We start from the raw sequence: 25,033 nt of genomic DNA on the forward strand, positions 1-25,033 counted from the left end.
GACGATAATGATCAAAGGATACATCTCGATTACCAAACCTGGGATCATCATCGGTAACCTCATCTCTGTGCTGGCCGGATATTTTCTGGCCGCGAAGACGGAGGGGCTGAACGGGCCCCTCCTGATTTACACATTGCTGGGTGTTGCTCTTGTGATCGCTTCCGGTTGCGTGATCAACAACATTTTTGACCGGGATATCGACCAGAAGATGTCCCGTACCCAAAGCCGTTTACTGGCGAAAGGGGCGATCAATGCAGACGCCGCCTTTGTGTACGCGGTTGTGTTGCTGCTGTCAGGTACAGCGGTGCTGTATCAGAAAGCCAACCCGCTTTCGGCGGTCGTTGTGCTGCTGGGGTTTGTTTTTTACGTCTTTTTCTACACCATGTGGTACAAGCGACATTCGGTGTACGGCACGTTAGTGGGCAGTGTCTCAGGCGCCGTCCCGCCATTGGTGGGGTATCTGGCGGTGACCAACTACATCAGCCTGGAAGCCATGTTGCTGTTTATCATGTTCTGCCTGTGGCAAATGCCGCATTCCTATGCGATTGCCATGTTCCGCATGCAGGACTACAAGAATGCTGAGATACCTGTGTTGCCTGTGGTTGAAGGCATTCACAAAGCCCGCCGTCATATGATGGCCTATGTGGCTGCGTTTACCCTTGTGGCGCTGGCGATGTTTGGCTTAGGTTTCAGCGGTTATGAATATCTACTGGTGACGTCGGGTGTGTGCCTGTGGTGGTGCGTCGTCACTTTCCGTCCTCTGAGCGAGGACACCTATGTACAGTGGTCAAAATCAGTATTTAAGACATCACTGTTTGTGGTAACCGGAATCAGCTGTGTGCTGGGCCTGGAATTGATTCCGTTCATATAACGGCAGGCGGTTCATCACAATTTACCGATTCAACACTCTCTTGGCTAACAACTTAAATTAGCTACTTTTGTTCCGGTTTGGGTTTTTCCTGCCTCGATACTATCTCCATCGAGTCAGAGAAAAACCTTTTTTTGCTTTTCATTCATAAAAAAACCGAGCGATGATCGCCCGGTCTTGTGTGTCATTTCCTGTAACTGACTTTGTTGCTTATTCAATACGGCTTGTGCAACGTCGCTTGTTTCGCCAGGTTTACTTCACGTAACAGGCAAATCCTTTCAGGTAAAAACCTTCCGGATACGCAGAGTCGAGCGGGTGATCCGCCGCCTGGCTGAATCGCTCAATAAACTGTACTTCACGTTTGGCATCCAGCGCCGCATCAGCAACAATTTTCTGGAACAGGTTGCTGTCCATCAGACCAGAACAGGAATACGTCAGCAGCGTGCCGCCCGGTTTCAGAATCTGCATCGCCAGCATATTAATGTCTTTGTAACCCCGGCAGGCGCCCACCAGCTGTGCTTTTGATTCAGCAAACTTAGGCGGGTCCATGATCACCACATCAAACAGTTCACCACGTTCGCGGTACTCGCGCAGCAGTTTAAACACATCGGCATTGACGAATTCTGCGTTTTCCGTGGGCAGGCCGTTGATCTCGGCATTGAGTCTGGCGGTATCCAGCGCCGGCTGCGAGACATCAACGTTGATGACTTTGTCGGCACCGCCTTTGAGTGCATACAAACCGAAACCGCCGGTATAGCAGAAACAGTTCAGTACCCGTTTGCCTTTCACATACTTGATGGCTGCCTGGCGGCTGTCGCGCTGATCCAGATAGAAGCCGGTTTTGTGGCCGCCAACGATATCAACGTGAATTTTAATACCGTTTTCTTCAATGGTAACAATCGCTGGCGGGGTCTCGCCATGCAACACACCGGTGCGAGGCTTCAGGCCTTCTTTTTTACGGACTGAGACATCAGAGCGCTCATAGATGCTGCACTCCGGGTAGCAGGTTTTGAGTGCTTCAATCAAATTGTCTTTTTGTGCTTCTGCGCCGGCACTGAGCAACTGACACACCAGGAAATCCTGGTATCGGTCGATAGTAATCCCCGGCAGTCCGTCTGACTCAGCAGCGATCAAACGGTAACCTGTCAGTCCGTCACGTTCAGCTAGAATGTCCCGCAAACCCTGAGCGGCGTTCAGACGCTTGATAAAGAACGCGGTATCAATGGTATCGTTTTGCTCAAAGGACCAGACACGGACACGGATCTGAGACTGAGGTGAATAGGCACCACGGGCGAGCCATTCACCTTTGTGATCAAACACATCAACGGTGTCGCCCAGTTCCGGTTTTCCTTCGACACGTTGAATACCACGTGAAAAAACCCAAGGATGGCGGCGGCGCAGTGATTTATCGCGACCTTTCACCAAATAGATAGAAGCTGTCATGTTAGGACCAGAAGCTGTAAAGAATGGAGGCGTATTATCTTGTTCAGTGTGAGGAAAATCAACCGCAAGTCAGGGCATTTCAGGAATAGTGAACCTCCCCCTTAGAAAGGGGGAGGAACGAAGAAGCAATGTGGGTTCGCCTGAATCAGGCTTTGACGCCATTCATCAGAATTTCCAGTTGCTGCGCCTGTTGATTCAAGCGCTCAATATCACTGGCCGTGTGGGCAATCACTTGCTTGACCTGACGCGATTGCTCCCGCACCTGCTCGACGCTGCTGGCAATCCCGTCCGCGACTGAACCCTGCTGCTCAGCGGCGGCCGCAATTTCCGTGCTGCGATCTGAAATATGCTGATTGCGTTCGGATATCTGGGTGATTTGCTGGTCAACCGAGCCCATCAGGGTTTCACTCTCACCGGCGTTGGTGACTGTGCTCTGCATCACAGCCATCAGGGTCTGGCTGTTTTTTTGCAGTGATTCAATCATCTGCTGGATTTCGACGGTCGCGGTTTGTGTCCGGCCCGCCAGGGTGCGCACTTCGTCCGCGACCACGGCAAAACCGCGCCCTTGTTCGCCGGCACGGGCTGCTTCAATGGCGGCGTTCAATGCCAGCAGGTTCGTTTGCTCTGAAATGGCGTTGATGGTGGTGACCACAGCGTCAATTTTTGCGGCATTACTGTCGAGTGCATTGACGGCTTCAGCGGCCTGGTGAATTTCGCGAGTCAGTTGGTTAATCGCCTGCTTCGTATGGCTGACCTGGATGCGGCCCTGCTCAGTCACATCCTGGGCTTCCCGGGTCTGCGTTGAGGTGTCGTGGGCATGGGCGGCCACCTCACGGATTGAAGAGGCCATCTCTTCGGTGGCACTCGCCAGTGAGTCCAGATGAGCTTGCTGGTCAGCCGAGAGGTTTTCAGTTTGCATCGAGCGCTGGCGAAGCTCGCTGCTGATTTGCTGCATCAGTGCGGTGGCTTCCTGCGTGGCCAGCACCAGTTGCTGTTCGCGTTCTGCCACTTTGTCGATAGTGATCGCAATGGTGCTGAACTCATCCCGGACTTTAAAAAAATTCAGCCGCTGTGTCAGGTCGCCATCAGCCAGAGTCGACAGTGCTTTGTGCGTGGTGAACATCGCACCGCCAATAAAGGTCATGATGTAATACACCATGGCACAGGCCATGAATACGACAAAGAGGCCCAATCCAATCTGAAACCCTGAGAGGTAATCAAACAGGCCTGATGACTCAGTGGACACCAGGCTGTAATTCATTCCCGCCACCGATACCGCATCGCTCCCACGTCCAACCGCGAGGTGGGTCCCTCCCAGCAATTGTGTGGCATCCGCCTGCGACACTTTCATTTCTGCCAGCAAGTGTGCTGAAGCCTGTAATTTTTGTGTGATAAGTGATTGATACTGCTTTTCGCCAGCATCAGCTAAAATTGCACTGACAGCGATCATTCCGATAAGCGGCAACAAGAACAAGAGGTAGAACTTCTCCTGCAGCCTGAGGTGAATGAGGTATTTATCGATCCATCGAAATGCAACTTCTTTCATTTTGTCATCCTGAATAAAGAGGAGTGGTGTGGCGTTAGTGAATACTAATATTTTATCTTTTAAATAGGACTAATCTTGAGGTGATATATGTCACAAATTTGCGTCTTGGTCAGGGTCACTGGCCATGTTCAGGGGTGGGGTTTCGTTTTCATACAGCGCATGAAGGGTTGAAAATCGGTGTCAGTGGTTATGCGAAGAATTTACCCGACGGCAGCGTCGAAGTGCTGGCGTGCGGGAAAGCCGAAAAAGTCGAACAATTGGTCGAGTGGCTGACCAGTGGTCCCCGCACATCCCGGGTGGACAGTGTCAGTCGGGATGATCTTGAATGGCGTGCAATTGACGGATTTGAAATTATTTAGCCGAAGCTGCGTTGCTCCGGCTAACCAATCACAGGCATTTTGCCGGTTTAGGTAAACCCGCCAGTTTGGTGGCTTGTTTCGCCGGCCCTTTGGGAAAGAGTTTGAACAGATACTTGGAACTGCCTTTTTCTTCACCGTACTTTTTTGCCATTGCCTTCACCAGCATGCGAATCGCGGGTGAGGTATTAAATTCCAGATAGAATTCACGAACAAAAGTGATCACTTCCCAGTGGGCGTCAGTCAGCTCAACGCCTTCATCGTGCGCCAGCAGGGGCACCATTTCCGGTGTCCAGTCGCTGACATTCTTTAAATACCCCTGAGCATCGGTGTCGATGACAGTTCCGTCAAATTCAAGCATGGTACATCTCGCAGTGATTAACCCGGCAAGGATAGTGATATCGCTCGTCCTTCGCAAGTGTTCTGCACACGATTGTCTGCTTACTGAAGGCCATTGATCGCATCACAGAAAAACAAAAAAGCGCCCCGGAGGGCGCTTCAGACATTCATTGTCAGTGACAGACGAGATTAATCGTCGCTGCCCATGATGCCCAGAATTTGCAGCAGGCTCAGGAACAGGTTGTAAATAGACACGTACAGCGTCACGGTTGCAGAGATATAGTTTGTCTCACCGCCGCGTACAATCGACTGCGTTGTCAGCAGGATCGCCGCAGAAGAGAAGAGCACAAACATTCCGCTGATCACCAGAGACAGCATAGGCAATTTCAGGAAGATGTTTGCAATCACAGCAACCACGATAGCAATAAAGCCAGCCAGCAGCATGCCGTTCAGGAAAGACAGGTCACGCTTAGTGGTCAGTGCATAAGCAGAACAGGCCATGAAGGTCAGTGCAGTACCGCCCAGCGCCGGCATGATCACGTGTCCCATCCCTGCGCCCACGTACATATTCAGGATCGGGCCAAGGGTATAACCCATGAAACCGGTCAGCAGGAAGGTAAACACCAGTCCCAAGCCGCTGTCACGGTTCTTTTCTGTCAGGAACAGCAAACCGTAAAAGCCAACCAGGGTGATGATGAAACCCGGATGCGGCAGGTTCATGGCCATTGAAACACCGGCGACCACGGCTGACCACAATAAGGTCAGGGATAACAGGAAATAAGTGTTACGCAGAACCTTGTTTGTTGACAGTACGCCTTCGTAGCCATTACTACGAACAATACGATCGTTCATAAATGCTTCCCCTTAGGGTTAGTGTTGAAATCTACTATGCCATATATGGCGGCAACGTCGGCAAGTTTCAATAGTAAGTCATTGAAAATTTGAACCGAAATTGAAAAAAACGTTGAATCTATTGGCTTAAATATACTGGAGTCAGTGCCAATACCTATGATCAAAGATGTAACAGTGTGTAAATATGACGGTTCGACCCGTCAGGCTGAGGCAAGACTAACGTATCGGGGGCGCATAATGCAAACCTCCCTGAGTCCAGAGACTGTTTTGTGCCCGTTGTATATGAAGCGGAGACTGGATGCCGACGGTGCGATCAAAGCTTTCGCCGTAATTACCCACTTGTTTGATAATTTGATACGCCCAGTCTGGTTTCAGGCCCAGGCTTTTTCCCTGCGGACCATCTAAGCCAAGAAACCGGCGAATTTCAGGAATATTACTGCTTTTCATCTCATCGATATTTTGCGAACTGATCCCCATCTCCTCGGCATTAATCATGGCATTGAGCGTCCATTTCACGATGTTGTACCACTGATCGTCTCCCTGGCGGACCACAGGTCCCAGCGGCTCTTTGGAAATGATATCCGGCAAAATAATCGCGTCTTCTGCATTTTTCAGATTCAGCCTTAAGCCATAAAGGCCGGACTGATCCGCGGTCAGCACCTCGCAGCGGCCCTCTTCAAAACCCTTGATTGTTTCCTGCGCGGTATCAAACGGCACCAGGGTGTAAGTCAGGTGATTGAGTTTGAAATAGTCTTCAAGGTTCAGCTCAGTGGTGGTGCCGGACTGAACACAAATGGTGGCGCCGGATAAATCTTCCGCTCTGTTGGCATTGAGGGATTTTTTCACCATGAAGCCCTGACCATCAAAGTACAGGATGCCGGCAAAATGCAGTTCGAGCGCCGTGTCGCGCTGTAAGGTCCAGGTCGTATTACGTGACAAGATATCTATCTCACCTTTTTGCAGCGCTGAAAAGCGTTCCCGGGCATTGAGCGGGATAAATTTTACTTTGTTTTTATCGCCCAGCGTCGCGGCGGCGACAGCCTGGCAGAATTCCACATCAAGACCAGACCATTCGCCTTTCTGATTGGGCATGGAAAATCCGGGCAGCCCGGTACTGACACCACATTCGAGGTAACCTTTTTCGGCGATACGCTGCAAGGTCGGGGAAAAGCTGATTTGTTTGCTCAGACGGCTCCTGAGTGTGTTGACTTCTCGTTCAAGCTCTTCGACACGTTGCGAATCCTGACTCAGAAGGTTTTGAACCGGCTGTTCTTCCATCTGCTGCTCGAGCATCTCGACTTTATTTTCCAGCGCTTTGATGAGCGCTTTGTCTTGTGCATTGTCGCGATCACACCCTGAGATCATCAGCAGGCATAGGGTTCCCAGCAGACAAGCCTGAATCGTGTCCGTCATAACGTGTCCTTTTACTTCATCGGCCTGTAGGTGAGAACCGACAGCTAATGCTTATGAATAGAAATATCAATCTTCAGTATAGGAATCGTTCACGGATGTGCGAGTATCAATATTTATAAAGGGATCAGTGGTTTGACAGGTGACATGTTGATGACCTCCCGTTTAGCAAACAGATCAGTCAGTATCCGGGTTTCCATATCGGTGGGCGGGCGGCTGATGCTCAGCCGGAGAAGGGGATCTTTTGAGCTTGCCTGCCGGGTCAGTGCGTCCAGATCCACAACCGAAAGCAGTGCATGAAATTTGTGCACATAGTCGCGGGTTTCCTTCGGTAACGAGAGCGCCGTGAACTGGTGGCTGTTGGCTTTTTTCATGGCCCGGCCGACTCTGCCTTCGCCGGCATTGTAGGCGGCCAGTGTCAGCGCAAGGTCCTGATCGAACTTGTTGTACAGAAATGACAGGTAAGCGACGGCGGCCTGAGTGCTCTTTTTAACATCAAAACGCTCGTCGTTGTCGGCTTGTACCTGCAATCCGAACCGCTCGGCGGTGGCCGGGATCAACTGCCACAGGCCGGCTGCATTGGCTGACGAGACCGCATCCACCCTGAACGTGGATTCAATCATGGGCAGTAACGCCAGGTTGGCCGGGAGCTGTTTGTCGCGCAGGGCCCGCGCAATATCAAGCAGTGTCTCTTGATGACGCAGCAGGTGTCGCTGAATCAGCTGGCGGTGGGGAAGTAACTTGTCGACCTGAGCCTGTAAGGCATTGGCACTGAGAGAAAAAGACGACGATGCCGGGTTGGCGAATGCGAAACCCGGCATGATAATCAGTGTGAACCAACAACAGAAACCGGCCCAAAAGCAGGCGGCGGTTTTGCGGGCAGTCGTCATATCAGCTCTGCATTAATGCCGTGCCATAGGCGGGTTCGCCTTTAATCTGCATCAGCAATTCACCATAAGAGGCGGACAGGTTGCCGTTCACCTGATTGGTTTTCTGACAAGACTGGATGTGATTCTCCAGTTGTTGCCAGCTCTGGCGAACCTGAGTATTCAGAGGTGACGGCAGTTTTTTCATCAGTACCGCCATACCTTGCTTATCGGCAGACAGTCCGAGCTGTTGTAATAACTGCCTGCGCTGCGAGGCGCTGTGTTGAAGCTGAGCAAGCAAGTGTTCCTGCTTTTTGACCAGTTCGGATAACGTCGTGCCGTTAAATTGCAGATAACTGGCTTGCTGCCGTAACAGCAGTTGACCGAGTTGCTGGTAAGCCTGGAGGTCGTGGCGGATCCCCTGAATCAGTGCTTTCACTATCTGCTGCTTGCTCATGTCTGGCCTCATTCGTGTCCGGTGTGGAATTCCAGAATCGCGCTGGACAGGGTATCAATGTCGAGTTTGAGATCGCCTTTTGCCAGCGCCTGCTTCACCGCATTCACTTTTTCCATATCGATGTCCGGTAAATCGGCCAGTTTTTCCTGCGCCTGTGAAATGATCTGGTTGCTGGCGCTGATCACTGGCTCCAGGCCTTTCGACTTACCTGCGGTTTCCACTTGTGCCGGGCTGGACGGACGCTGTGTTGACGACGCCACTTGAGAATTAATTACTTTGTCAATTTTCATGAATTTATCCTGCTCGCTTTTTTCTACCGCTTGAATTTAAGTGTCTGCTAAAGAGGAAGGGCGACCGCTTCCGGGCGGAAATTAAAAAATAGTTTCAACTTTTCCACGCTCGACCACTAAAGCCTGAACGACCTTTCCTGAACTGATATTGCGGACAGAAACCTGCTCACCTTTAACACCATTTTGTAAGGCTTCTCCTTTCATGCTGGCCTCCAGGCCATTTTTGCTGGCGACGATGACGACAGCGTCACCTTCCTCGACCAGCCACAGCGGCTGGAGCTGCAATGGGTTGATGATCTGGCCGCTGCGGATCCGCCTTAAGGTTCGCTGGCCAATGAGCTGCTCGGGCCGGGTCGCAAACGCTTCATTGCGGCTCAGCGTTAAGGTCTGGGATTTGAGCAGGGTTGCCGACAGTTTGGTATCCCGCCGGATGTGTGTTGTCGAAACAATGACCGGTAATCGGATACTGACCTGCGCGGTAATATTCAGTTTCCAGGGCTGGGGGCCGGACTGGCATTCAAGCTGACGGCGCAGATAACCCACCGGCAGGCTCTGCTGATCGGCGGCGCTGATATACAGCGCAGTGTCACAGGCCGGCAGGTGATCCACAGAAGCCGGCACACTGATACTGATTTCCGTGTGATAGTCCGGCCATTGTTGTCTTGACGCATAACTGGCGATTTCCTGCTCGATCTGAGCCTGTGTCCAGGCCACCAGTTCAGACGCATCCTGTTTGTTACCGCTGTCAGCCAGGGTCACAGAAGGGAGCAGAAATACCGTTGCCCACAGCGCGAGAAGCTTGCCGGATTTCCTGTTTCCTGATTTCCGCTTATGTGTGAAAGGGCGGAAGTTCCGCTTCCCTTCCTCTTTGTAACCTATTGAAAAATAATACATAAAATATTGGCATGTTTCTTGTTAGTAGTCATGGTGCAAGCGTGACCGATTTAAAGGAAAAACAATGGCGATCAGTTTTGAAAATGCGCTGGGTGTCCATCCTGATGCGCTTAATTTCAGGGTACAGCGCAGCAAAGTATTGGCAAGCAACTTAGCAAATGTCGATACCCCTGGATATCTCGCCAGAGACCTGGCGTTTGAAAGCGTGATGAAAAACACAAGCTCACGAGTGGATACACCCCCACCGCAATTGGATGTGAGCGCGAAATACCGGGTGCCGTACCAGAACAGCAAAACCGGTAACACCGTTGAGCTGGGCGTGGAACAAGCCAAGTTTGCCCAGAACAACATGGATTTTCAAACCAGTCTGACATTTATGAACATGAAGTTCAGCGGACTGGCCAAAGCAATTGAGGGTCGTTAATCACTATGGCTTTTACGGACATCTACTCAATCGCTGGTTCTGCAATGACGGCGCAAACCGTCCGTCTGAATACGATAGCCAGTAACCTGGCCAATGCCGACGCAGTAGCCAGCAATCCTAATGATGCTTACAAAGCGCTGAAACCTGTGTTTGCCACTGTGTACAGCCAGACACAATTATCTGCTGATAAAGATGTGTACCCGAATGCGGAAGTGCGCATTGTCGATGTGGTTCAGCATGATGGCAAAGTGGATAAGCGTTTCGAACCGAATAACCCGCTGGCGAACGATGAAGGCTATGTCTTCTATCCGGGCATCGACGTTGTGGCGGAAATGGCAGACATGATGTCCGCTACCCGCAGTTACGAGACCAATGTCGAAGTGCTGGCCAATGTGAAAAGTATGCAGCAGGGCCTGCTGCGTCTGGGGAGGGTAGCCGATGAGCTTAGCACAATATACCGCCTTGTCCGGGGATAGCCCGGCAACCACAAGCGGCAATACCGGTGTTCAGGCAAACCGTGCCAACGATAACAGTGCGGATGCCCTGCAGAACGAGTTCCTGACCCTGATGGTGGCTCAGATCCAGAATCAGGATCCGCTCAACCCGCTGGACGGTACCGAATATGTCGGTCAGCTGGCGCAGTTCTCTCAGGTTCAAAGCACCGAGAATATGTCCAAGATGATGCAGAACAGCATGGTCTTGATGGACAACATGCAGGTACTGGCAACAGCGGGTTTAGTGGGACAGACAGTGTATGTCAACACCAATGAAATGACCCTGGGTGAAGGTACCCAGAGCGGCAAGATTGAACTGGCGCACGCGTCGAATCAGGTCAACCTGCTGCTGGAAGATGACTATGGCCGTGTGACCAAAGTACCGCTGGGCGCACACGGCGCGGGCGATGTGGATTTCACCATTGACCCGGAGGCGCTGGAACTGCCGGAAGGGAATTACACCGTGTCGGTGGAAGTCCAGTCCGGTCAGACAGAGCCCAAGGTGCTGCTGGCCGGTCAGGTTGAACAAGTACGTGTACCCAGTAACGGGGGCTCAGCCCTGGTCAATGTTGCCGGTGTCGGCAGCGTTCCTTTCTACCAGATTAGCCAGTTCGGCAGCTGATTTTCATACAAGATAACGAGGATATTATGAGTTTTGATATCGCGCTGAGTGGCCTGGGAGCCACCAATACACAGCTCAATACCATCAGTAACAACATTGCAAACGTGTCGACCACTGGCTTTAAAGAGTCGCGTACTGAGTTCTCTTCTGTCTACAACGGTATTCAGGCCGGTGGTGTGGAAGTGGCTGCCATCTCTCAGAACTTTGATAAAAACGGTTCTGTGAGCGGCACAGGTCGTTCTCTGGATCTGGCGATTGGCGGTAACGGCTTTTTCGTCACCAAAGATACCAGCGGTCAGGTGGTGTATACCCGCTCTGGTGTGTTCAACACAGATAAAGACAACAACATTATCAGCAACACGGGCATGAAGCTGCAAGGCTATACCGTTGACGCGAATAACAACCTGCAATCGGGCGCTGTGGGTGATTTGCAAATTAAAACCGCGTCGCTGGCGGCACAAGCCACCGATCGTGTGGATTTTGTGGCGAACTTCGACTCACGCGTGAATACGCCAGCGGTTGCGCCATTCAACATGGCTGATCACGATACCTACAACTCCTCTTACACCACCAAGGTGTATGACTCGCTGGGTAATCCGCACACCATGACCCAGTATTTCGTGAAAACCGGTGCCAATGCTTGGGATATTCATGTGTCTGTTGACGGTGCTGCGCCGGGTGCGCCACAGGCGGCGACCTTTAATACCGATGGAACGCTGGCTACCCCTGCGGCCCCTTTCAATATTGCTTTTAACCCTGCCGGTGCCGACCCGATGAGTGTGGATATCGACCTGCTGGGGACCACCCAGTTCGGTGCCGATTTCGGCACCAGCACCAACAACCCGAACGGTTACTCATCCGGTGAACTGACAGGCGTGCGCGTTGAAGACAACGGCATGGTCTACGCCACTTACACCAACGGCCAGTCTCTGCTGCAGGGTCAGGTCATGCTGGCTGATTTTGCGAACCCGCAAGCTTTGGTCAAAGTGAGCAACACCGGCTGGCAGCAAAGCTTTGGTTCTGGTGCGCCGATCACCGGTCAGCCTGGCAGCGGTATCCTGGGCAGCCTGACGCCGGGAGCACTGGAAGGCTCTAATGTGGATCTGACCAGCGAACTGGTCAACCTGATGACAGCACAGCGTAACTATCAGGCGAACGCCAAAACCATCTCGACCACAGAGCAGCTGACCCAAGCGCTGTTCAACGCGATTTAAGGGTTCATTGATGGATAGCTTGTTATACACAGCAACCAGTGGGGCAAGTCGGGTTCTGAGCGCACAGCAGGTGCGCTCGAACAACCTGTCGAATGCCGATACCACAGGTTTTCGTGCCGACATGGAAAGGGCCAAAAGTTACGCCGTGCAGGGTCGTGGTTTTGACGGCAGCACTATGGTGGTGACGAACTCGGCCTCGACCCGTTTTGATGCCGGAGACATGGTGAAAACCGGCCGCAAACTGGATATCGCCATCAATGGCGATGGCTTTCTGACAGTACAAAGCCCGGATGGCGGCGAGTCATACACCCGGGCCGGTAACCTGAAAATGGATCAGCAGGGCAACCTGACCGTCAACGGTTTTCCTGTGATGGCAGAAGGCGAGCCGATTGTGATTCCGCCGAACCAGAGCATTGAAATCAGCGAAACCGGCATGGTGACTGTGATCCCGCCGGGTGGTGGCGCAGAGCTGGAAGTGGGTCAGTTAAAACTGGTCAATCCGAATATTGCCGATGTTCAGAAAATGAACGATGGCCTGTTTCAGGCCCGTAACGGCAATGATTTCGCTGCAGATGCCACAGTGCGTCTGGCGCCTGAACATCTGGAAGGCAGTAACGTTTCCGCGATTGAAGAGCTGGTCAGCGTGATGTCGCTGACGCGTAATTTCGAAATGCAGGTGCGGATGATGAAGACCGCAGAAAAACTCGCTCAGGCTGGTAACCGCCTGCTGCGTAACGGCTAATAAGAAGGAGAGATCACATGCATTCTGCATTATGGGTCAGCAAAACGGGTATGGCGGCGCAAGACACCAAGATGACCGCCATCTCGAACAACCTGGCAAACGTGAACACAGTAGGCTTCAAGCGCGACCGCGTTGTGTTTGAAGACCTCTTTTACACCATTCAGCGTCAGCCGGGTGCGCCGGTCGACCAGGTTAATGAACTGCCGACAGGTGTGCAGCTGGGTAGCGGTGTGCGCGTCGTCGGCACACAGAAAGTATTTACCCAGGGTAACACGCAGAACACCAGCCAGGATTTGGATATGGCCATTATGGGTGGCGGTTTCTTCCAGATTGAAAACTCTGACGGTGAAGTCATGTACAGCCGCAACGGCCAGTTTCATGTCAACTCGGAAGGCCTGATTGTCAATACTCAGGGGTTGCCGCTGATCCCTCAAATCGAGATCCCGAATACGGCCACCCGCATCAGCATCGGTGTGGACGGCACAGTGTCTGCACAGGTGGCCGGTGATCCGCAGCCGCAGGAACTGGGTCAGATCACGCTGGCGCAGTTCGCAAACCCAGCCGGTCTGGAAGCACTGGGTGGCAACCTGTACCGCGAAACAGAAGCCAGCGGCCAGCCGGATGAACTGGTGCCGGGTCTGGACGGTGCCGGCAGCATCAAACAGGGTGCACTGGAAGGCTCTAACGTGCAGGTGGTGGAAGAAATGGTCGATATGATCACCACGCAGCGTGCGTACGAAATGAACGCCAAAGTCGTCTCAGCTGCGGATGACATGCTGAAGTTTGTCGCGCAGTCAGTTTAATGCTTACACCGAAAGGAAATCCTATGAAGTGGCTGATTCCATTTCTCATGGTGTTAATGACAGGGTGCACCATGCGCCCTGAATTTTCCACACCAGAACCCGATGATGAAGCCTTCGCGCCACCGGTATTGGATTACTCTCTGCCGGAAGCGTCTGACGGCAGTCTTTATCGCAATAACTACATGATGACCTTGTTTCAGGATCGTCGTGCTTACCGGGTCGGTGACATTCTCACCATAGTGCTGGATGAAGAAACCCAGTCGAGCAAAAAAGCCAATACCCAGTTTTCCAAAGATTCTGAAGTTGGCATCAGCGCGCCGATATTCGGCAATTACACCGCCGATAATTTATCAGCCAGTGTGGATGCCAGCCGTGGCTTCGATGGTTCATCGCAAAGCTCGCAGGGCAACAAACTGAAAGGGGCGATTACCGTGACTGTGAACGCCGTGCTACCGAATGGTGTGCTGCGTATCCGCGGTGAAAAATGGCTGCGTCTCAATCAGGGTGATGAATTTATCCGCCTGTCAGGGATTGTGCGCGTGGATGACATTAACCGCTTGAATCAGGTGTCTTCGCAGCGTATCGGTGATGCGCGTATCACCTATTCCGGCCGCGGAGCACTGGCTGACAGCAACTCAGCAGGTTGGCTGACTCAATTCTTTACTAGCCCATGGATGCCGTTCTGATGAAATCGTTCAAAACCCTATTGCTGTTAATGGCAGTGGCGCTTTGGGGAGCTCACTCTGTCTCTGCCAACGCCTCCATTGCGATGCCGATTATGGATTTAGTGGATGTGCAAGGCATCCGTGGTAACCAGCTGGTGGGCTATGGTCTGGTCGTTGGTCTTGATGGCACGGGCGACCGTAACCAGGTGAAATTTACCAGCCAGTCGGTCACCAATATGCTGCGTCAGTTTGGTGTGCAGATCAGCGAGGGAACCGATCCCAAGCTGAAAAACGTGGCGTCAGTCAGTGTGACTGCGTTTATCGATCCTATGGCAGGGAAAGGTCAGACCGTCAATATTGTGGTGTCATCCCTGGGGATGCCAAAAGCTTGCGCGGCGGTACATTGCTGCTGACCCCTTTGCGGGGCGTGGACGGTGAAGTTTACGCCGTCGCGCAGGGGAACGTCATCGTCGGCGGTGCCAGTGCCGAAGGCCTGAGCGGCTCGAAAGTGACGATTAACACCCCAACCACAGGCCGTATTCCCAACGGCGCCACGCTGGAGCGTGAAATTCCGACCGATTTCAACCAAAAGCCCAATATCACACTCAATCTGCGAACCCCGAGCTTCACCACCGCGAAAAACATTGCCCGCGCTGTCAATAACACCTTTGGTTCAGGTGTGGCAACGGCGATCAACAAGGCCAAAGTCGAAGTACTGGCGCCCATGGATACCCAACAGCGCGTGACGTTTATGTCGATGCTGGAAGAGCTGGTTGTTGAAGAAGGTCGTCGTCCGGCCAGAGTCGTCTTCAATTCCCGTACCGGTACTGTGGTGGTCGGCAAAAACGTGACAGTCAGCGCTGCAGCCGTCAGTCATGGCAGCCTGACCGTGACCATTCGTGAAATGCAGTCAGTCAGTCAGCCAAATGCCTTCGCCGACGGCGAAACCAAAGTGGTCAATAACTCGCTGGTCGATATCAATCAGGACGAAGCGCCGATGTATATCTGGCCGGAAGGTACTGAACTGAGCACGATTGTCGATGCGGTGAACAGCCTGGGCGCGACACCGGATGATCTGATGTCAATTCTGCAGGCCCTGCATGAAGCGGGTGCGCTGAATGCTGAGCTGGTGGTGATTTAAGGAGTGGCAATGAAAATTGATGGTCAGGCTAACGCCATGCTGTATCACGATAACAGTGCAGTCAATAACCTGAAGTTTCAGGCGGATAAAAAGCAGGCCCTGCATGAAGTGGCCGGGCAGTTTGAAGCCATGTTTCTGCAGATGGTGCTGCGCCAGATGCGCAGCAGCAGCGACGTACTGGCGGCGGAAGACAACCCGTTCTCAAGCAAAGAGCAGGGCGTCTTTCGCGACTTCTATGACGGCCAGCTGGCGATGGACATGGCGAAGCGACAAAGTGCCGGCATTGCCGACATGCTGGTCAAGCAACTGAGTCCGCATGACAGCCGCGATTCGGCGCTCAGCCGTGAAAATCTGGCCGCGAACAGCCCGTCGCTGGCACCGGAGACGGGCAAATTTAACACCGCCAGCGGCCAGGTCGCCCTTGATAAAGAACAGCTTCCGGCGACTCAACGAGTGACTGCCATGAACAATGTGGCGTTTCAACAGCCGCTAATTACCAGGATTGATGCGAAAATGGAGCACGGATCTTAATGAGCATTATCAACATTGCATTAACCGGTTTGAATGCAAACCGTGCTGGCCTGGATGTCACCGCGCAAAACGTTGCGAACGTGAATACCCCGGGTTACAGCCGTCAGCAGGCGCAGTTTGCTGCGATCGGTCCCAGCTCCGCACTGGGCACAAGTGCCGGTAACGGGGTGGAAGTCACCAGCATTCGCCGTATATCCGATGAATTTGTGGTGAGACAAACCTGGGCGACCCAAAGCCAGGCGTCTTATTCTTCCCGTTATCTCAGCAATATGTCTCAGCTTGAAAACGTGATGGGGGCAGACAGCTTTAACATCGCCAAAGGTCTGGACAACTTATACGCTGCTTTGAATGATGCCTCGGTGAAGCCTGAGTCTACGCCGCTGCGTCAGCAAATCATCAGTGAAGCAGACGCCCTGACGCGACGTTTCAATACGCTGTCTGAGTCTTATTACTCCCAGCATAAAGATCTGAGTGAGCAGCGCACGGCAGCGGTGGAGCTGAGTAACAGCCTGCTGGTCAATATTGCCGATGTGAACAAGCGTATTGTTGAAATGAGCTCAACCAACGGCAACCCGTCTCAGCTGCTCGATGAACGTGATGCACTGATTGGACAGTTGTCGGAAATGATGTCCATCAAAACCAATCAGCAGCCGGATGGCAGTCTGCAGGTCACTCTGGCGTCCGGTCAGCCGCTGGTGCTGGGTGATCAGGCCTCTCAGATCAAAGCCATTCCCGATCCGTCTGATCCCTATCTGGCCGACATGGAAATCGATTTTGCCGGTCAGCGTTTTCCAATTAACGGCGATATTGGCGGTGAGCTTGGCGCGATAACCGATTATCAGGTCGAGACCCTGCTGCCTTTCCGTCAGACACTGGACGAAATGGCCGTGGCGTTTGCCGATGCCTTTAACAACACCCTGGCCACCGGGCAGGATCTGAACGGCAATGCCGGCCAGCCGTTGTTTACCTATGATCCGGCCAGCCCGTCTTCGAGTCTGAAAATTACCACCCTGAAACCGGAAGAGCTGGCTCTGTCTTCAGACGGTACTCCGGGTAACAGTGATGTGCTGACCGACTTAGTCGGTCTGAGCAACCAGACCTTTGCGATTACCGGTTACGGCAATATCGCCATCAGCGATACCTTTACTGCCATGGTCGGGGAGACGGCGATCAAAGCCCGCCAGGTCACCTCAGACGCAAAAGCGGCGGAAAACCTGAATGCACAGGCGATCTCAGTTAAAGAGAACCTGAGTTCAGTAAACAGTGATGAGGAAGCCGCGAATCTGATGATTTTTGCCAATGCGTATCAGGCAAACATGAAGGTGATCAGTACGGCGAATAACCTGTTCGATACTGTACTGGCTCTGTTTTAAGGAATAATTATGCGTATCAGTGACACTCAATTCAGCCAGATGATGCTGAGCAGCCTGAGCAAAAACAATGTGGGTTTGGGCGAAGTGATGCAACAGATGTCAACCGGTGACCGACTGACGAAGTTGTCGGACGATCCGATTGATTCCATCAAGCTTCTGAACCTCGGACGCGAAGGCAGCGCACTGACTCAGTATCAGGCCAATATCGCCAACGTGAAAACCACGCTGTCAAGTCAGGAAGCCTATTTAGACACGGCAAGCGATAGTTTAAAGAGTTTACGTGATCTTGTGCTATGGGGTTCAAACGGCACCATGACAGATGAAGATCGTCAGGGCATTATCACGGAAATGGAAAGCCTGAAAGAGGGCTTACAGGCGGTGTTCAATGCTCAGGACGAAGAAGGTATCTATCTGTTTTCCGGCACCCAGACCGACACACAGGCTCTGACGGATACCGGCGCGGGTTACACCCTGAACGGCAATGCGGATAAGCGTCTGGTGACAGTCGCCAAAGGGGTGACGATGGAATCGAACGTGACGGCGCTGGAATTGCTGGATTTAGGTGGCGGTGCCACTGTCTTTCAGAAAATTGATGATCTGATTGCAGAGTTTCAGGCCCCGACGGCCAATTTCAGAACCGAAGTGGATGACACCCTGGCTGCGATAGATACCACCTTTGGCAACGTGTTAGGCGCCATAACCGACATGGGCGGCCGCCACAATAACCTGGATCTGATGTCAGACGGACACGCCGATAACAAACTGTTCGTTGATAAAGTGGAAGGCGACCTGAAAAACCTGGATTACGCGGAAGCGTCTGTCCGTTTGAGCAATTATCTCTCGGCACTTCAGGCATCACAGGCCAGCTTTACCAAGATTAACGATCTGTCATTGTTTGATCGCTTATAAGGAAGAGAGAACACTATGGTGAACTCTACTGCAGAGATTCGGCAACAGTCGATTTCACTGCTGAAAAATGACAAGGCAACAATTTCACCACCGGCACCCGCCGGTGGCTCTGTTTCCGCCGTTCAGGACTCGGCACCGGCGCAACGTCCGGCTGTCGTGAAAGGCGGATATACAGCAACCAGCGAGCTGTTCTCACAGGGCCAGCAGCAAGTTACCCGCGGGCAGATTGCGTATCAGGGTCTGGTCAGTGTCGGGCGTGATCTGCAGGGGATGAAAAAATCCTCACTCAGATGCTGGGCAGTTCGACAGCAATTACTCAGGGCCGTGTGGATCAGCTTCAGCGACACCATAGCCATATCCAACAAACGCTGAATGCCGGCCAGTTTGACGGTGAACGGGTGCTGGATAGTCAGCTTCAGTTCCAGCCCAAGGGCGACCCCAAGCAAAGCTTTACGGTGAACGGATTGAATCTGGTACGTCAGCGCCAGCAAAGTGAGCAGCTTCACCTGACGGTCCAGGATCGCGGTACTGCGCTGCTGACTTTCGACGCCTCGCAAACCGATCGTCAGTTAACCCAGCAAATCGACAAAGCAGTGATTCCGCTCGGTTTACGCGCGGCGGCAACTGAAAGCGGTGATGTGATTTTTTCAACCAGTCAGTCGGATTTTCAGACGTTGGGTCAGCATGTGAACATCAGCGGACAGGGCCATCGTTACCCGGCCGGTCAGCCGAACCGCATTAAAGTGCAACCCGAGCCGCAGGGCATTGAAAATATCTCCCTGAAACTGGCCGATGGTGAGCAAATTCGCCACACCATGCGCCATGTTAATCAGGGGCTGCAACAGGTTCAGAAAGGGCTGGATCAGCTGAGAAACTTCCAGGCCGATCTGGACACGAAAGTCGGCAAGGCGATGGCCGGCCAGTCTGCGGAGAACATTGATACCAAGCTGCAATCGTTGCAGAACTCCCAGTCTTTCGCCGCTGCCTTCCAGGTGGTCTCTGCCCAGGCGAATGTTCACCGTCATACCGTGGTTGCTTTGCTGAAGTAACGACTGTATTGAAACCGGTGATTTGCTGAAAAGCCGGAAGGGGAAACAAAGCTTCCGGTCAAAAAACGGTCTGCTGTGCAGGCCGTTTTTCGTTTAATACTGCGATGATTTATGCCGTTCATACCTGATGAGGTTTATGTGCTCTGAGATGCATGATCAAAGCGATTTCAAGGTGTTCAGTCCTGATAAAGACCGGGTAATGAACATCGTGAGCTGATTTGAGCGAAAAAAGTTACAGGATGGCGAGGACAATCAGAATGAATCAAAAGCATTATCTGACCAGTTTTTGGGGGGCACTGTTTATATCGGTGAGTCTGTTATCGGTAGAAACGTTTCTATCTCTGGTGATGATTGAAATAGGATTGGATATCAACAATGAAGCCGCGCTCTTTCTCGCGGTGAACACGCTGATATCTGGTGCTCTTATCATCTCCGGCATTGTCTCGCTGAACCGCCTTTCCTGGCAGCAATTGTTTCATGACAGCCGAAATTCAGTGAAAGCAACGATGACCTTGCTGTCGGTGCCGATTCTCTTTGTCGCTGTGGGAGTCATACTGTGGATACCCTTGCTTTCTGACTGGATTGTTTCATCTCTTGTCTCTGGTGAACAAGAGACAGAATTCACCAGAAAAATCATGAATGACGGCATCGCTTCAATTTTCGCCGTGTGTATTGTTGCTCCCCTGGTAGAAGAGGTCATCTTCAGAGGTATTATCCTGCGGGGTTTTTTGCAACGCTATTCTGACGGTATCGCAATCATGCTGTCATCGATGCTCTTTGCTGTTTATCACTTGAACCTATATCAAATTCCAGTTGCTTATATTCTCGGAACATTTATGGGGTGGGTTTTTGTGAAGAGTCGCTCACTCTGGCCAAGTCTCTTTACTCATGTCGTGTACAACTCGTTAGCCGTATGGGCTTGGCAAAGCTTTGATGATGGCCAAAACATGACCGGCGTCTCTGCTGACTTTTCCTCCCAATCTATTGAGGTACATTTGGGTGTTGGGATGATGTTGACATGCGGCGGAATATATCTGCTTCGGCAGTTGTTAATAAAGCCTGTGACTTGTCGCCTATAACACAGCATATAGACTGTCTTAATTATCCTTTTACAATTGTTGTAATTTGACCGCACCAAGAAGGTAATCGAATGAAGTGTACGAGTTGTAAACAAGGAATTTTAAATCCCAGCTTTATTGAAGGACAGTTCAGAGCGCATACGTGTTCAGCCTGTGAAGGGAACTGGATATTGATTGAAGATTTCGTCGCCTGGAAAGACAGAAATCCTGACTATCAGTTCTCAGATGCGATTCGCTTCGAACAAGAAGCTTCTGATACGAAAAAAGCCTTGTTGTGCCCTGTGACCGGCACGATTATGAACAAATTCCGGATTTCAGCGCAAAACGATCACCGGGTAGATTACAGCGCAGCTGTTGGTGGTTTGTGGTTAGACCGTTGTGAATGGGAACTGCTGAAAGCTGAAGGCCTGGCAGGCACACTGAACGCAGTTGTGACCAGACAGTGGCAACAGCAGATCCGTGAACAAAGCACCCAACAAAACTTCAGTGATATCTACAAAGATAAGTTCGGTGATGAAAATTACGCTAAAGTAAAAGCCTTCCGCGAGTGGCTGCAACAGCATCCTCAAAAAGCCGACCTGAGAGCTTACCTTCTTGCCGACGATCCTTATTCTGCGGAGAAATAAACACAGAATCATTTCATCCATCATCTCAGCGGAGTGTTCCTTCCCGCTGGCTCTTATTGAATGAAAGTCATGTGTAACCGCTGCCCTGATAACTGTTTGGTCAGGAAAATATGGAAAAGAAAACAGCTGTAATAAAAGCGAATTTTTGTTGCAGATGCGTTGCAATGGCACCTTTACTTTATATTAAGATCGACTAGGAAACACAATGTCAGACGAAGTCAAAAAAATCACCCGGGAAAAGTTTAAACTCAGCCTTCTGATCCCATTTGTGCTCAGCTTTATTATGGGCCACCTTTCCTACACCCATTTTTTAGAAGCCAGCGCAAAGGATTTCTCAGATGAACGTGTGCTCACTTATACTCTGGCAGCATGCAGTGGGATGATGTCATTGGTTATGGTGATTGCTGTCATTCGTGGTGTATTGATCTTGATGGGTGTAATTCAAGGTAAAGTTGAGTTTGTTGATGAAAATTAACAGGACAGTCACCTTATAAATACTGGATCACGGCCTGCATTACAGGCCGTTTCTCTATGTATGAGAAGGTGTCTCTGTTTGCCGTCTGCCTGTTACATCTGCTAAAAACCGCTGCCAAGCCACAGATATGTATGTAAACACATTTCATTTAGTGAAACTTTACTCATATCAAAATATGATGCCTGCCGGAAATAATACCTACCATCTGAACACTTCACCCGCTTCGTGACATGATTGTCAGGGGCGATAGCATGATTGGTGATGTCTGTCGGAAACTTTACAGCGGTAAACGAGCTGGACGGCGCGATGGTGTAGGAAATGTTATGTGTACAGCTTAGGAAGCAAATTTATGATCACAATCCGAAAGGCGATTCAGTCTGATGTTCAGGCAATTTTCGATCTCAGAAGTCGTGCGATTCTTGAACAATGTTCAGCGCATTATTCCTTAGAGCAGTTGGCATTGTGGACTCAAAGCGGAATAACGGACTCATTAATTCGGGACATTATCGAAACATTTTATGTTTCAGAAATAGATGATCGAGTGATTGGTTGCGGTAAGCTGACTGTTGCTACGGGTATGGTCGATGCGATTTTTGTCGACCCTGATTATTTCGGTAAAGGTGCGGCAAAGCAAATGCTGGCATTTTTAGAAGAGTTAGGCAAACAACATGGTCTGTCATTGCTGAAGTTAGAATCGACTTTGAATGCAGCGCCTTTTTATCGCTCTTGTGGTTTTATTGGTGAGGCGCTTTCCACATATCATTCTCCAAGAGGCGTGAGTTTGGATTGTATTCCAATGGAAAAGCCCTTGAAAAATTGCGTATAACAGGTCAGGGGTTAATCGACAGGAGTTAACAGGACAGTCACGTTATAAATACTGGATCACGGCCTGCACTGCAGGCCGTTTCTCTATGCTTGTTTCTCTATGCATGAGAAGGTGTCTCTGTTTGCCGTCTGCCTGCCTGTTACATCTGCCAAAAACCGGTACCAAGCCACAGATATGCATGTAAACACAGTTTATTTGGTGAAACTTTACTCATATCAAAATATGATGCCTGCCTGAAACCATCTTCTTTCTCTACACACCGTTGCGTGACTTGATTGTCAGGGGCGGTAGCATGTCAGTGTGAGTTCTGAAGGTAACCGCACTGCGTTGTAGCTAAGGCGAACGGATGTCGGATAACAAAATGTGAGGCTTATAGGAGAAAACATGGATATTTCTCTTCGACGTGCAGTTGATGAAGATCTCGAGTTCTTAATATCGCTGAGAGAAAAAACGATGAGGCAACATCTCTTAGCAGTCGGAATGCCCATAAGTCGTGAAGAGTATGTAAAGCGGATTCTATTTGAATTTGATCATGCTCAAATCGTTGAACTTGAAGGTACTCCCATTGGTTTGTTCAAGGCCAAATTCGATGAAGCGCTTAACTACTGGTACATAATTCAAATTCAAATAGAACCGAGTTACCAAGGATTACAGATTGGAAGCAGAATTATTCAAGATCTAATTGAACAAGCCCGAAGAACAGGGGCTAGCGTAGGCTTAAGTGTGATTAAAACAAATCCTGCTAAACATCTGTATCTGAGATTAGGTTTTAATGTTGTTGATGCATCCGGTATCGAGCATTTGATGGAATTACAAGTTGAGTAAGTAGCTATGGCGATAGTCGTTAATTTTTAGTTCTGTTTATCTCACGCGATACTTTTTCATAACATAGAATCTAGGATCGCAATCATTCCGGGAATGTAAGTCTCTCCTTGAGTGATATTAAATGAATAATATAGAAAAGAAAATTAACAGGACAGTCACGTTATGAATTTTCATCGGTAATGAATATGGATATTTCAGTCACACATATCGAAGCAGGGAATAGTGAATATCAAGGTCAATTTGAATCTTTATTCAGAGAGTATCTATCCGGCTTTTCTATGGCGTTTGATCCTGCAGTCATAGAACAGCTGTTTGCGTTACCCTATTTTCATGGCTTTATGAGCTTCATTGACCACAAGCCTGCAGGTTTTGCGGTTTGCTTTGAATCTTTTTCTACATATCGAATGCAGCGGGTCATGAACATTCATGACTTTATGGTTGCGAATTGCTGTAGAGGTCAAGGGGTAGGTAAGGCGCAACTTCATGCAATAGAGCAGTATTGTCACGATAATCACTATCTGAAAATTACCCTGGAAGTGGCTGATGATAATGTTGCTGCTAAAAAACTGTATCGCTCATGTCAGTATGAAGATTACAGGGTAGTTTTGAAAGGTCAGCAACATTGGCAGAAATATCTGAATAATCGGAATAAAGCATTAATTTAACCTGCACCCCGTCGCCCTTAGCTGTGCATGAAAGCGGTTTGACTGCTATGGCATGAACGATTTGCCTGTCATTCAAGCGTTTTCTCGGCACTTCATTGATAACGATATTGATAAAATAAGGGTTGGCAGGTATGAGAGATTATTTCAGTGTGATCAAAAAATATGCGGATTCAGATGGCAGGGCGCGTCGTCGGGAATATTGGATGTTCTGCCTGATTAATGCGCTGTTAAGTTATCTGTTTCTTTTCATTGGTGAGGCCATTCACGATGATTATGCACTTTTCGCTGTGTATAACAGCCTGACTGTAATCCCTTCGCTCATGGTTACTGTACGCCGATTACATGATACCAACCGTAGTGGTTGGTGGATGCTGGTTGCTTTTGTCCCCTTGATTGGCGCAATCATTGGTCTCAGTGTCATGATGGAAGCAGGGACTTCGGGTGAGAATGACTATGGCCCAGACCCGAAGGCTGCACCTGCCTTAATTGAATACGTGTAAAACAAGGAGTGTGACGTGTATCAGAAAGTCATCGTTTTCATTGCCGTCATCTTTGCTGTTTCTGGCTGTCAAGACCGGGATGAAATCTATGCAAACCCGCCATAGGAAGTGCTGCAATATGTTGAAAGGTTACTGCCGGCCGCAGAACAGTATGTACGTGACAATGAAGCAGAAGCATTGGAAAAGGGCGTACTGTTAAACGCGAATCAGTTGATGATGGCTGCCCGGATTGGCCTGAAATCACCGGAAAAAGTGCGTGTTTATTATGTAGATAAACTCCCTTTTCCTGATGATCCTGAGCTGGCTGCGCTAGCCAAAAAGTATGGCTACAGTTCTCCGTTAACGGGTGCCTATACGTATGGCTACGGACTCTGGATGAAACGTTCAGAGAAAGGCAATCAGGAGCTGCTGGCACATGAGCTCATTCATGTTCGCCAGGCAGAGCAGATGGGCGTTCGGGAACAAACAAAACAGTATTTACTGCAATTGTTTATTTATGGCTATCGCGACGCGCCCATGGAGCGTGAAGCCTACCGTGAAGCCAGCCAGTATTTGTGAGCAATTATCCTTAAAGCCAGGGTAAAAAATGCATCGATGTATTTTTAGGTTCCAGGCTCGTAAATTAAAAGGCCGAAGTGCCACTGGTATTGAGGCAGATCATTTTCCCGAATGACACTGCTGCATAACATAGCCGCAAACCTGACAATGAGCCGAACTATCCGGCGATTATTGTAATTCCTTTTATACTA

General features: G+C 50.5%; 30 protein-coding genes and 2 pseudogenes. 23 read left to right on the forward strand and 9 right to left on the reverse strand.

Features of this window, described 5'->3' with window-relative positions; all coding sequences use genetic code 11:
- Nucleotides 1-7: 7 nt before the first annotated feature.
- Nucleotides 8-871, forward strand: a complete 864-nt coding sequence (cyoE, locus tag P4S53_RS15560) for a heme o synthase (protein WP_337113369.1) — start codon at nt 8-10, stop codon at nt 869-871.
- Between the two features lie 249 nt (nt 872-1,120).
- Here cyoE and P4S53_RS15565 read toward each other — a convergent pair whose 3' ends face one another.
- Both P4S53_RS15565 and P4S53_RS15570 read right to left on the reverse strand, forming a co-directional pair.
- Nucleotides 1,121-2,311, reverse strand: a complete 1,191-nt coding sequence (locus P4S53_RS15565; RefSeq protein WP_337113370.1) for a class I SAM-dependent methyltransferase — start codon at nt 2,309-2,311, stop codon at nt 1,121-1,123.
- 145 nt (nt 2,312-2,456) lie between these two features.
- A complete protein-coding gene (locus P4S53_RS15570; protein ID WP_337113371.1) occupies nt 2,457-3,857 on the reverse strand; it encodes a methyl-accepting chemotaxis protein in 1,401 nt (466 codons plus the stop codon).
- Nucleotides 3,858-3,944: 87 nt separating this feature from the next.
- Between P4S53_RS15570 and yccX the strand changes: the two are divergent.
- A pseudogene (gene yccX, locus P4S53_RS15575) lies at nt 3,945-4,216 on the forward strand (acylphosphatase).
- A gap of 28 nt (nt 4,217-4,244) precedes the next feature.
- On the opposite strand, the gene P4S53_RS15580 reads toward yccX, so the two are convergent.
- The 7 genes from P4S53_RS15580 to flgA form a co-directional block, all read right to left on the reverse strand.
- A complete protein-coding gene (locus P4S53_RS15580; RefSeq protein ID WP_337113372.1) occupies nt 4,245-4,574 on the reverse strand; it encodes a TusE/DsrC/DsvC family sulfur relay protein in 330 nt (109 codons plus the stop codon).
- Between the two features lie 167 nt (nt 4,575-4,741).
- Nucleotides 4,742-5,404 carry a Bax inhibitor-1/YccA family protein gene (locus tag P4S53_RS15585; RefSeq protein ID WP_337113373.1) on the reverse strand — a complete coding sequence of 221 codons (663 nt, stop codon included), beginning with the start codon at nt 5,402-5,404 and terminating at the stop codon, nt 4,742-4,744.
- Between the two features lie 216 nt (nt 5,405-5,620).
- Nucleotides 5,621-6,817: an amino acid ABC transporter substrate-binding protein gene (locus tag P4S53_RS15590; RefSeq protein ID WP_337113374.1), complete on the reverse strand. Its 1,197-nt coding sequence runs from the start codon at nt 6,815-6,817 to the stop codon at nt 5,621-5,623.
- Nucleotides 6,818-6,930: 113 nt separating this feature from the next.
- Nucleotides 6,931-7,704 (reverse strand): lytic transglycosylase domain-containing protein, encoded by a 774-nt coding sequence (locus P4S53_RS15595; RefSeq protein WP_337113375.1) that lies wholly within the window; start codon nt 7,702-7,704, stop codon nt 6,931-6,933.
- 1 nt (nt 7,705) lies between these two features.
- Nucleotides 7,706-8,137, reverse strand: coding sequence for a flagellar export chaperone FlgN (gene flgN, locus P4S53_RS15600; protein ID WP_337113376.1), 432 nt, complete (start codon nt 8,135-8,137; stop codon nt 7,706-7,708).
- A gap of 8 nt (nt 8,138-8,145) precedes the next feature.
- The gene (gene flgM / locus P4S53_RS15605) at nt 8,146-8,427 is read right to left on the reverse strand and encodes a flagellar biosynthesis anti-sigma factor FlgM (protein ID WP_027252396.1); all 282 of its coding nucleotides are present in this window, start codon (nt 8,425-8,427) and stop codon (nt 8,146-8,148) included.
- An 81-nt stretch (nt 8,428-8,508) separates the two neighbouring features.
- A complete protein-coding gene (gene flgA, locus P4S53_RS15610; protein ID WP_337113377.1) occupies nt 8,509-9,321 on the reverse strand; it encodes a flagellar basal body P-ring formation chaperone FlgA in 813 nt (270 codons plus the stop codon).
- A 64-nt stretch (nt 9,322-9,385) separates the two neighbouring features.
- Between flgA and flgB the strand changes: the two genes are divergently transcribed.
- The 21 genes and pseudogenes from flgB (at nt 9,386) to P4S53_RS15715 (ending at nt 24,842) form a co-directional block, all read left to right on the forward strand.
- On the forward strand, nt 9,386-9,745 hold the full coding sequence (flgB, locus tag P4S53_RS15615; RefSeq protein WP_027252394.1) for a flagellar basal body rod protein FlgB: 360 nt from the start codon (nt 9,386-9,388) through the stop codon (nt 9,743-9,745).
- A gap of 5 nt (nt 9,746-9,750) precedes the next feature.
- A complete protein-coding gene (gene flgC / locus P4S53_RS15620) occupies nt 9,751-10,221 on the forward strand; it encodes a flagellar basal body rod protein FlgC (RefSeq protein WP_337113378.1) in 471 nt (156 codons plus the stop codon).
- A complete protein-coding gene (gene flgD, locus P4S53_RS15625) occupies nt 10,184-10,861 on the forward strand; it encodes a flagellar hook assembly protein FlgD (RefSeq protein WP_337113379.1) in 678 nt (225 codons plus the stop codon). The genes flgC and flgD overlap by 38 nt, the downstream gene beginning before the upstream one ends.
- Nucleotides 10,862-10,887: 26 nt before the next feature.
- Nucleotides 10,888-12,075: a flagellar hook protein FlgE gene (flgE, locus tag P4S53_RS15630; RefSeq protein ID WP_337113380.1), complete on the forward strand. Its 1,188-nt coding sequence runs from the start codon at nt 10,888-10,890 to the stop codon at nt 12,073-12,075.
- A 10-nt stretch (nt 12,076-12,085) separates the two neighbouring features.
- Nucleotides 12,086-12,817 (forward strand): flagellar basal-body rod protein FlgF, encoded by a 732-nt coding sequence (gene flgF / locus P4S53_RS15635; RefSeq protein WP_337113381.1) that lies wholly within the window; start codon nt 12,086-12,088, stop codon nt 12,815-12,817.
- Nucleotides 12,818-12,834: 17 nt separating this feature from the next.
- Nucleotides 12,835-13,620, forward strand: a complete 786-nt coding sequence (gene flgG / locus P4S53_RS15640; protein ID WP_337113382.1) for a flagellar basal-body rod protein FlgG — start codon at nt 12,835-12,837, stop codon at nt 13,618-13,620.
- A 23-nt stretch (nt 13,621-13,643) separates the two neighbouring features.
- The gene (gene flgH / locus P4S53_RS15645) at nt 13,644-14,306 is read left to right on the forward strand and encodes a flagellar basal body L-ring protein FlgH (protein ID WP_337113383.1); all 663 of its coding nucleotides are present in this window, start codon (nt 13,644-13,646) and stop codon (nt 14,304-14,306) included.
- A 29-nt stretch (nt 14,307-14,335) separates the two neighbouring features.
- A pseudogene (locus P4S53_RS15650) lies at nt 14,336-15,426 on the forward strand (flagellar basal body P-ring protein FlgI).
- A gap of 9 nt (nt 15,427-15,435) precedes the next feature.
- On the forward strand, nt 15,436-15,957 hold the full coding sequence (locus tag P4S53_RS15655; RefSeq protein WP_337113384.1) for a rod-binding protein: 522 nt from the start codon (nt 15,436-15,438) through the stop codon (nt 15,955-15,957).
- Nucleotides 15,957-17,330 carry a flagellar hook-associated protein FlgK gene (gene flgK / locus P4S53_RS15660; protein WP_337113385.1) on the forward strand — a complete coding sequence of 458 codons (1,374 nt, stop codon included), beginning with the start codon at nt 15,957-15,959 and terminating at the stop codon, nt 17,328-17,330. Before P4S53_RS15655 ends, flgK begins: the two co-directional genes overlap by 1 nt.
- Before the next feature lie 9 nt (nt 17,331-17,339).
- Nucleotides 17,340-18,239 (forward strand): flagellar hook-associated protein FlgL, encoded by a 900-nt coding sequence (gene flgL, locus P4S53_RS15665; protein WP_337113386.1) that lies wholly within the window; start codon nt 17,340-17,342, stop codon nt 18,237-18,239.
- 15 nt (nt 18,240-18,254) lie between these two features.
- Nucleotides 18,255-18,611: a hypothetical protein gene (locus P4S53_RS15670; protein WP_337113387.1), complete on the forward strand. Its 357-nt coding sequence runs from the start codon at nt 18,255-18,257 to the stop codon at nt 18,609-18,611.
- Nucleotides 18,566-19,288 (forward strand): hypothetical protein, encoded by a 723-nt coding sequence (locus P4S53_RS15675; RefSeq protein WP_337113388.1) that lies wholly within the window; start codon nt 18,566-18,568, stop codon nt 19,286-19,288. The genes P4S53_RS15670 and P4S53_RS15675 overlap by 46 nt, the downstream gene beginning before the upstream one ends.
- Before the next feature lie 257 nt (nt 19,289-19,545).
- Nucleotides 19,546-20,367, forward strand: coding sequence for a CPBP family intramembrane glutamic endopeptidase (locus P4S53_RS15680; RefSeq protein WP_337113389.1), 822 nt, complete (start codon nt 19,546-19,548; stop codon nt 20,365-20,367).
- Between the two features lie 71 nt (nt 20,368-20,438).
- Nucleotides 20,439-20,993 carry a TFIIB-type zinc ribbon-containing protein gene (locus tag P4S53_RS15685; RefSeq protein ID WP_337113390.1) on the forward strand — a complete coding sequence of 185 codons (555 nt, stop codon included), beginning with the start codon at nt 20,439-20,441 and terminating at the stop codon, nt 20,991-20,993.
- 205 nt (nt 20,994-21,198) lie between these two features.
- On the forward strand, nt 21,199-21,468 hold the full coding sequence (locus P4S53_RS15690; RefSeq protein WP_337113391.1) for a hypothetical protein: 270 nt from the start codon (nt 21,199-21,201) through the stop codon (nt 21,466-21,468).
- 349 nt (nt 21,469-21,817) lie between these two features.
- Entirely contained in the window at nt 21,818-22,294 is a 477-nt protein-coding gene (locus P4S53_RS15695; protein ID WP_337113392.1) for a GNAT family N-acetyltransferase, read from the forward strand.
- 384 nt (nt 22,295-22,678) lie between these two features.
- Complete coding sequence (locus P4S53_RS15700) at nt 22,679-23,119, forward strand: GNAT family N-acetyltransferase (RefSeq protein WP_337113393.1); 441 nt, start codon at nt 22,679-22,681, stop codon at nt 23,117-23,119.
- Between the two features lie 185 nt (nt 23,120-23,304).
- Nucleotides 23,305-23,784: a GNAT family N-acetyltransferase gene (locus P4S53_RS15705; protein WP_337113394.1), complete on the forward strand. Its 480-nt coding sequence runs from the start codon at nt 23,305-23,307 to the stop codon at nt 23,782-23,784.
- Between the two features lie 131 nt (nt 23,785-23,915).
- Nucleotides 23,916-24,284, forward strand: coding sequence for a DUF805 domain-containing protein (locus tag P4S53_RS15710; protein ID WP_337113395.1), 369 nt, complete (start codon nt 23,916-23,918; stop codon nt 24,282-24,284).
- A gap of 108 nt (nt 24,285-24,392) precedes the next feature.
- On the forward strand, nt 24,393-24,842 hold the full coding sequence (locus P4S53_RS15715; RefSeq protein WP_337113396.1) for an eCIS core domain-containing protein: 450 nt from the start codon (nt 24,393-24,395) through the stop codon (nt 24,840-24,842).
- Nucleotides 24,843-25,033 lie beyond the last annotated feature (191 nt).

Origin of the sequence: Photobacterium sp. Hal280 (assembly GCF_037162255.1) — a bacterium.
In the GTDB taxonomy this organism is placed as follows: domain Bacteria; phylum Pseudomonadota; class Gammaproteobacteria; order Enterobacterales; family Vibrionaceae; genus Photobacterium.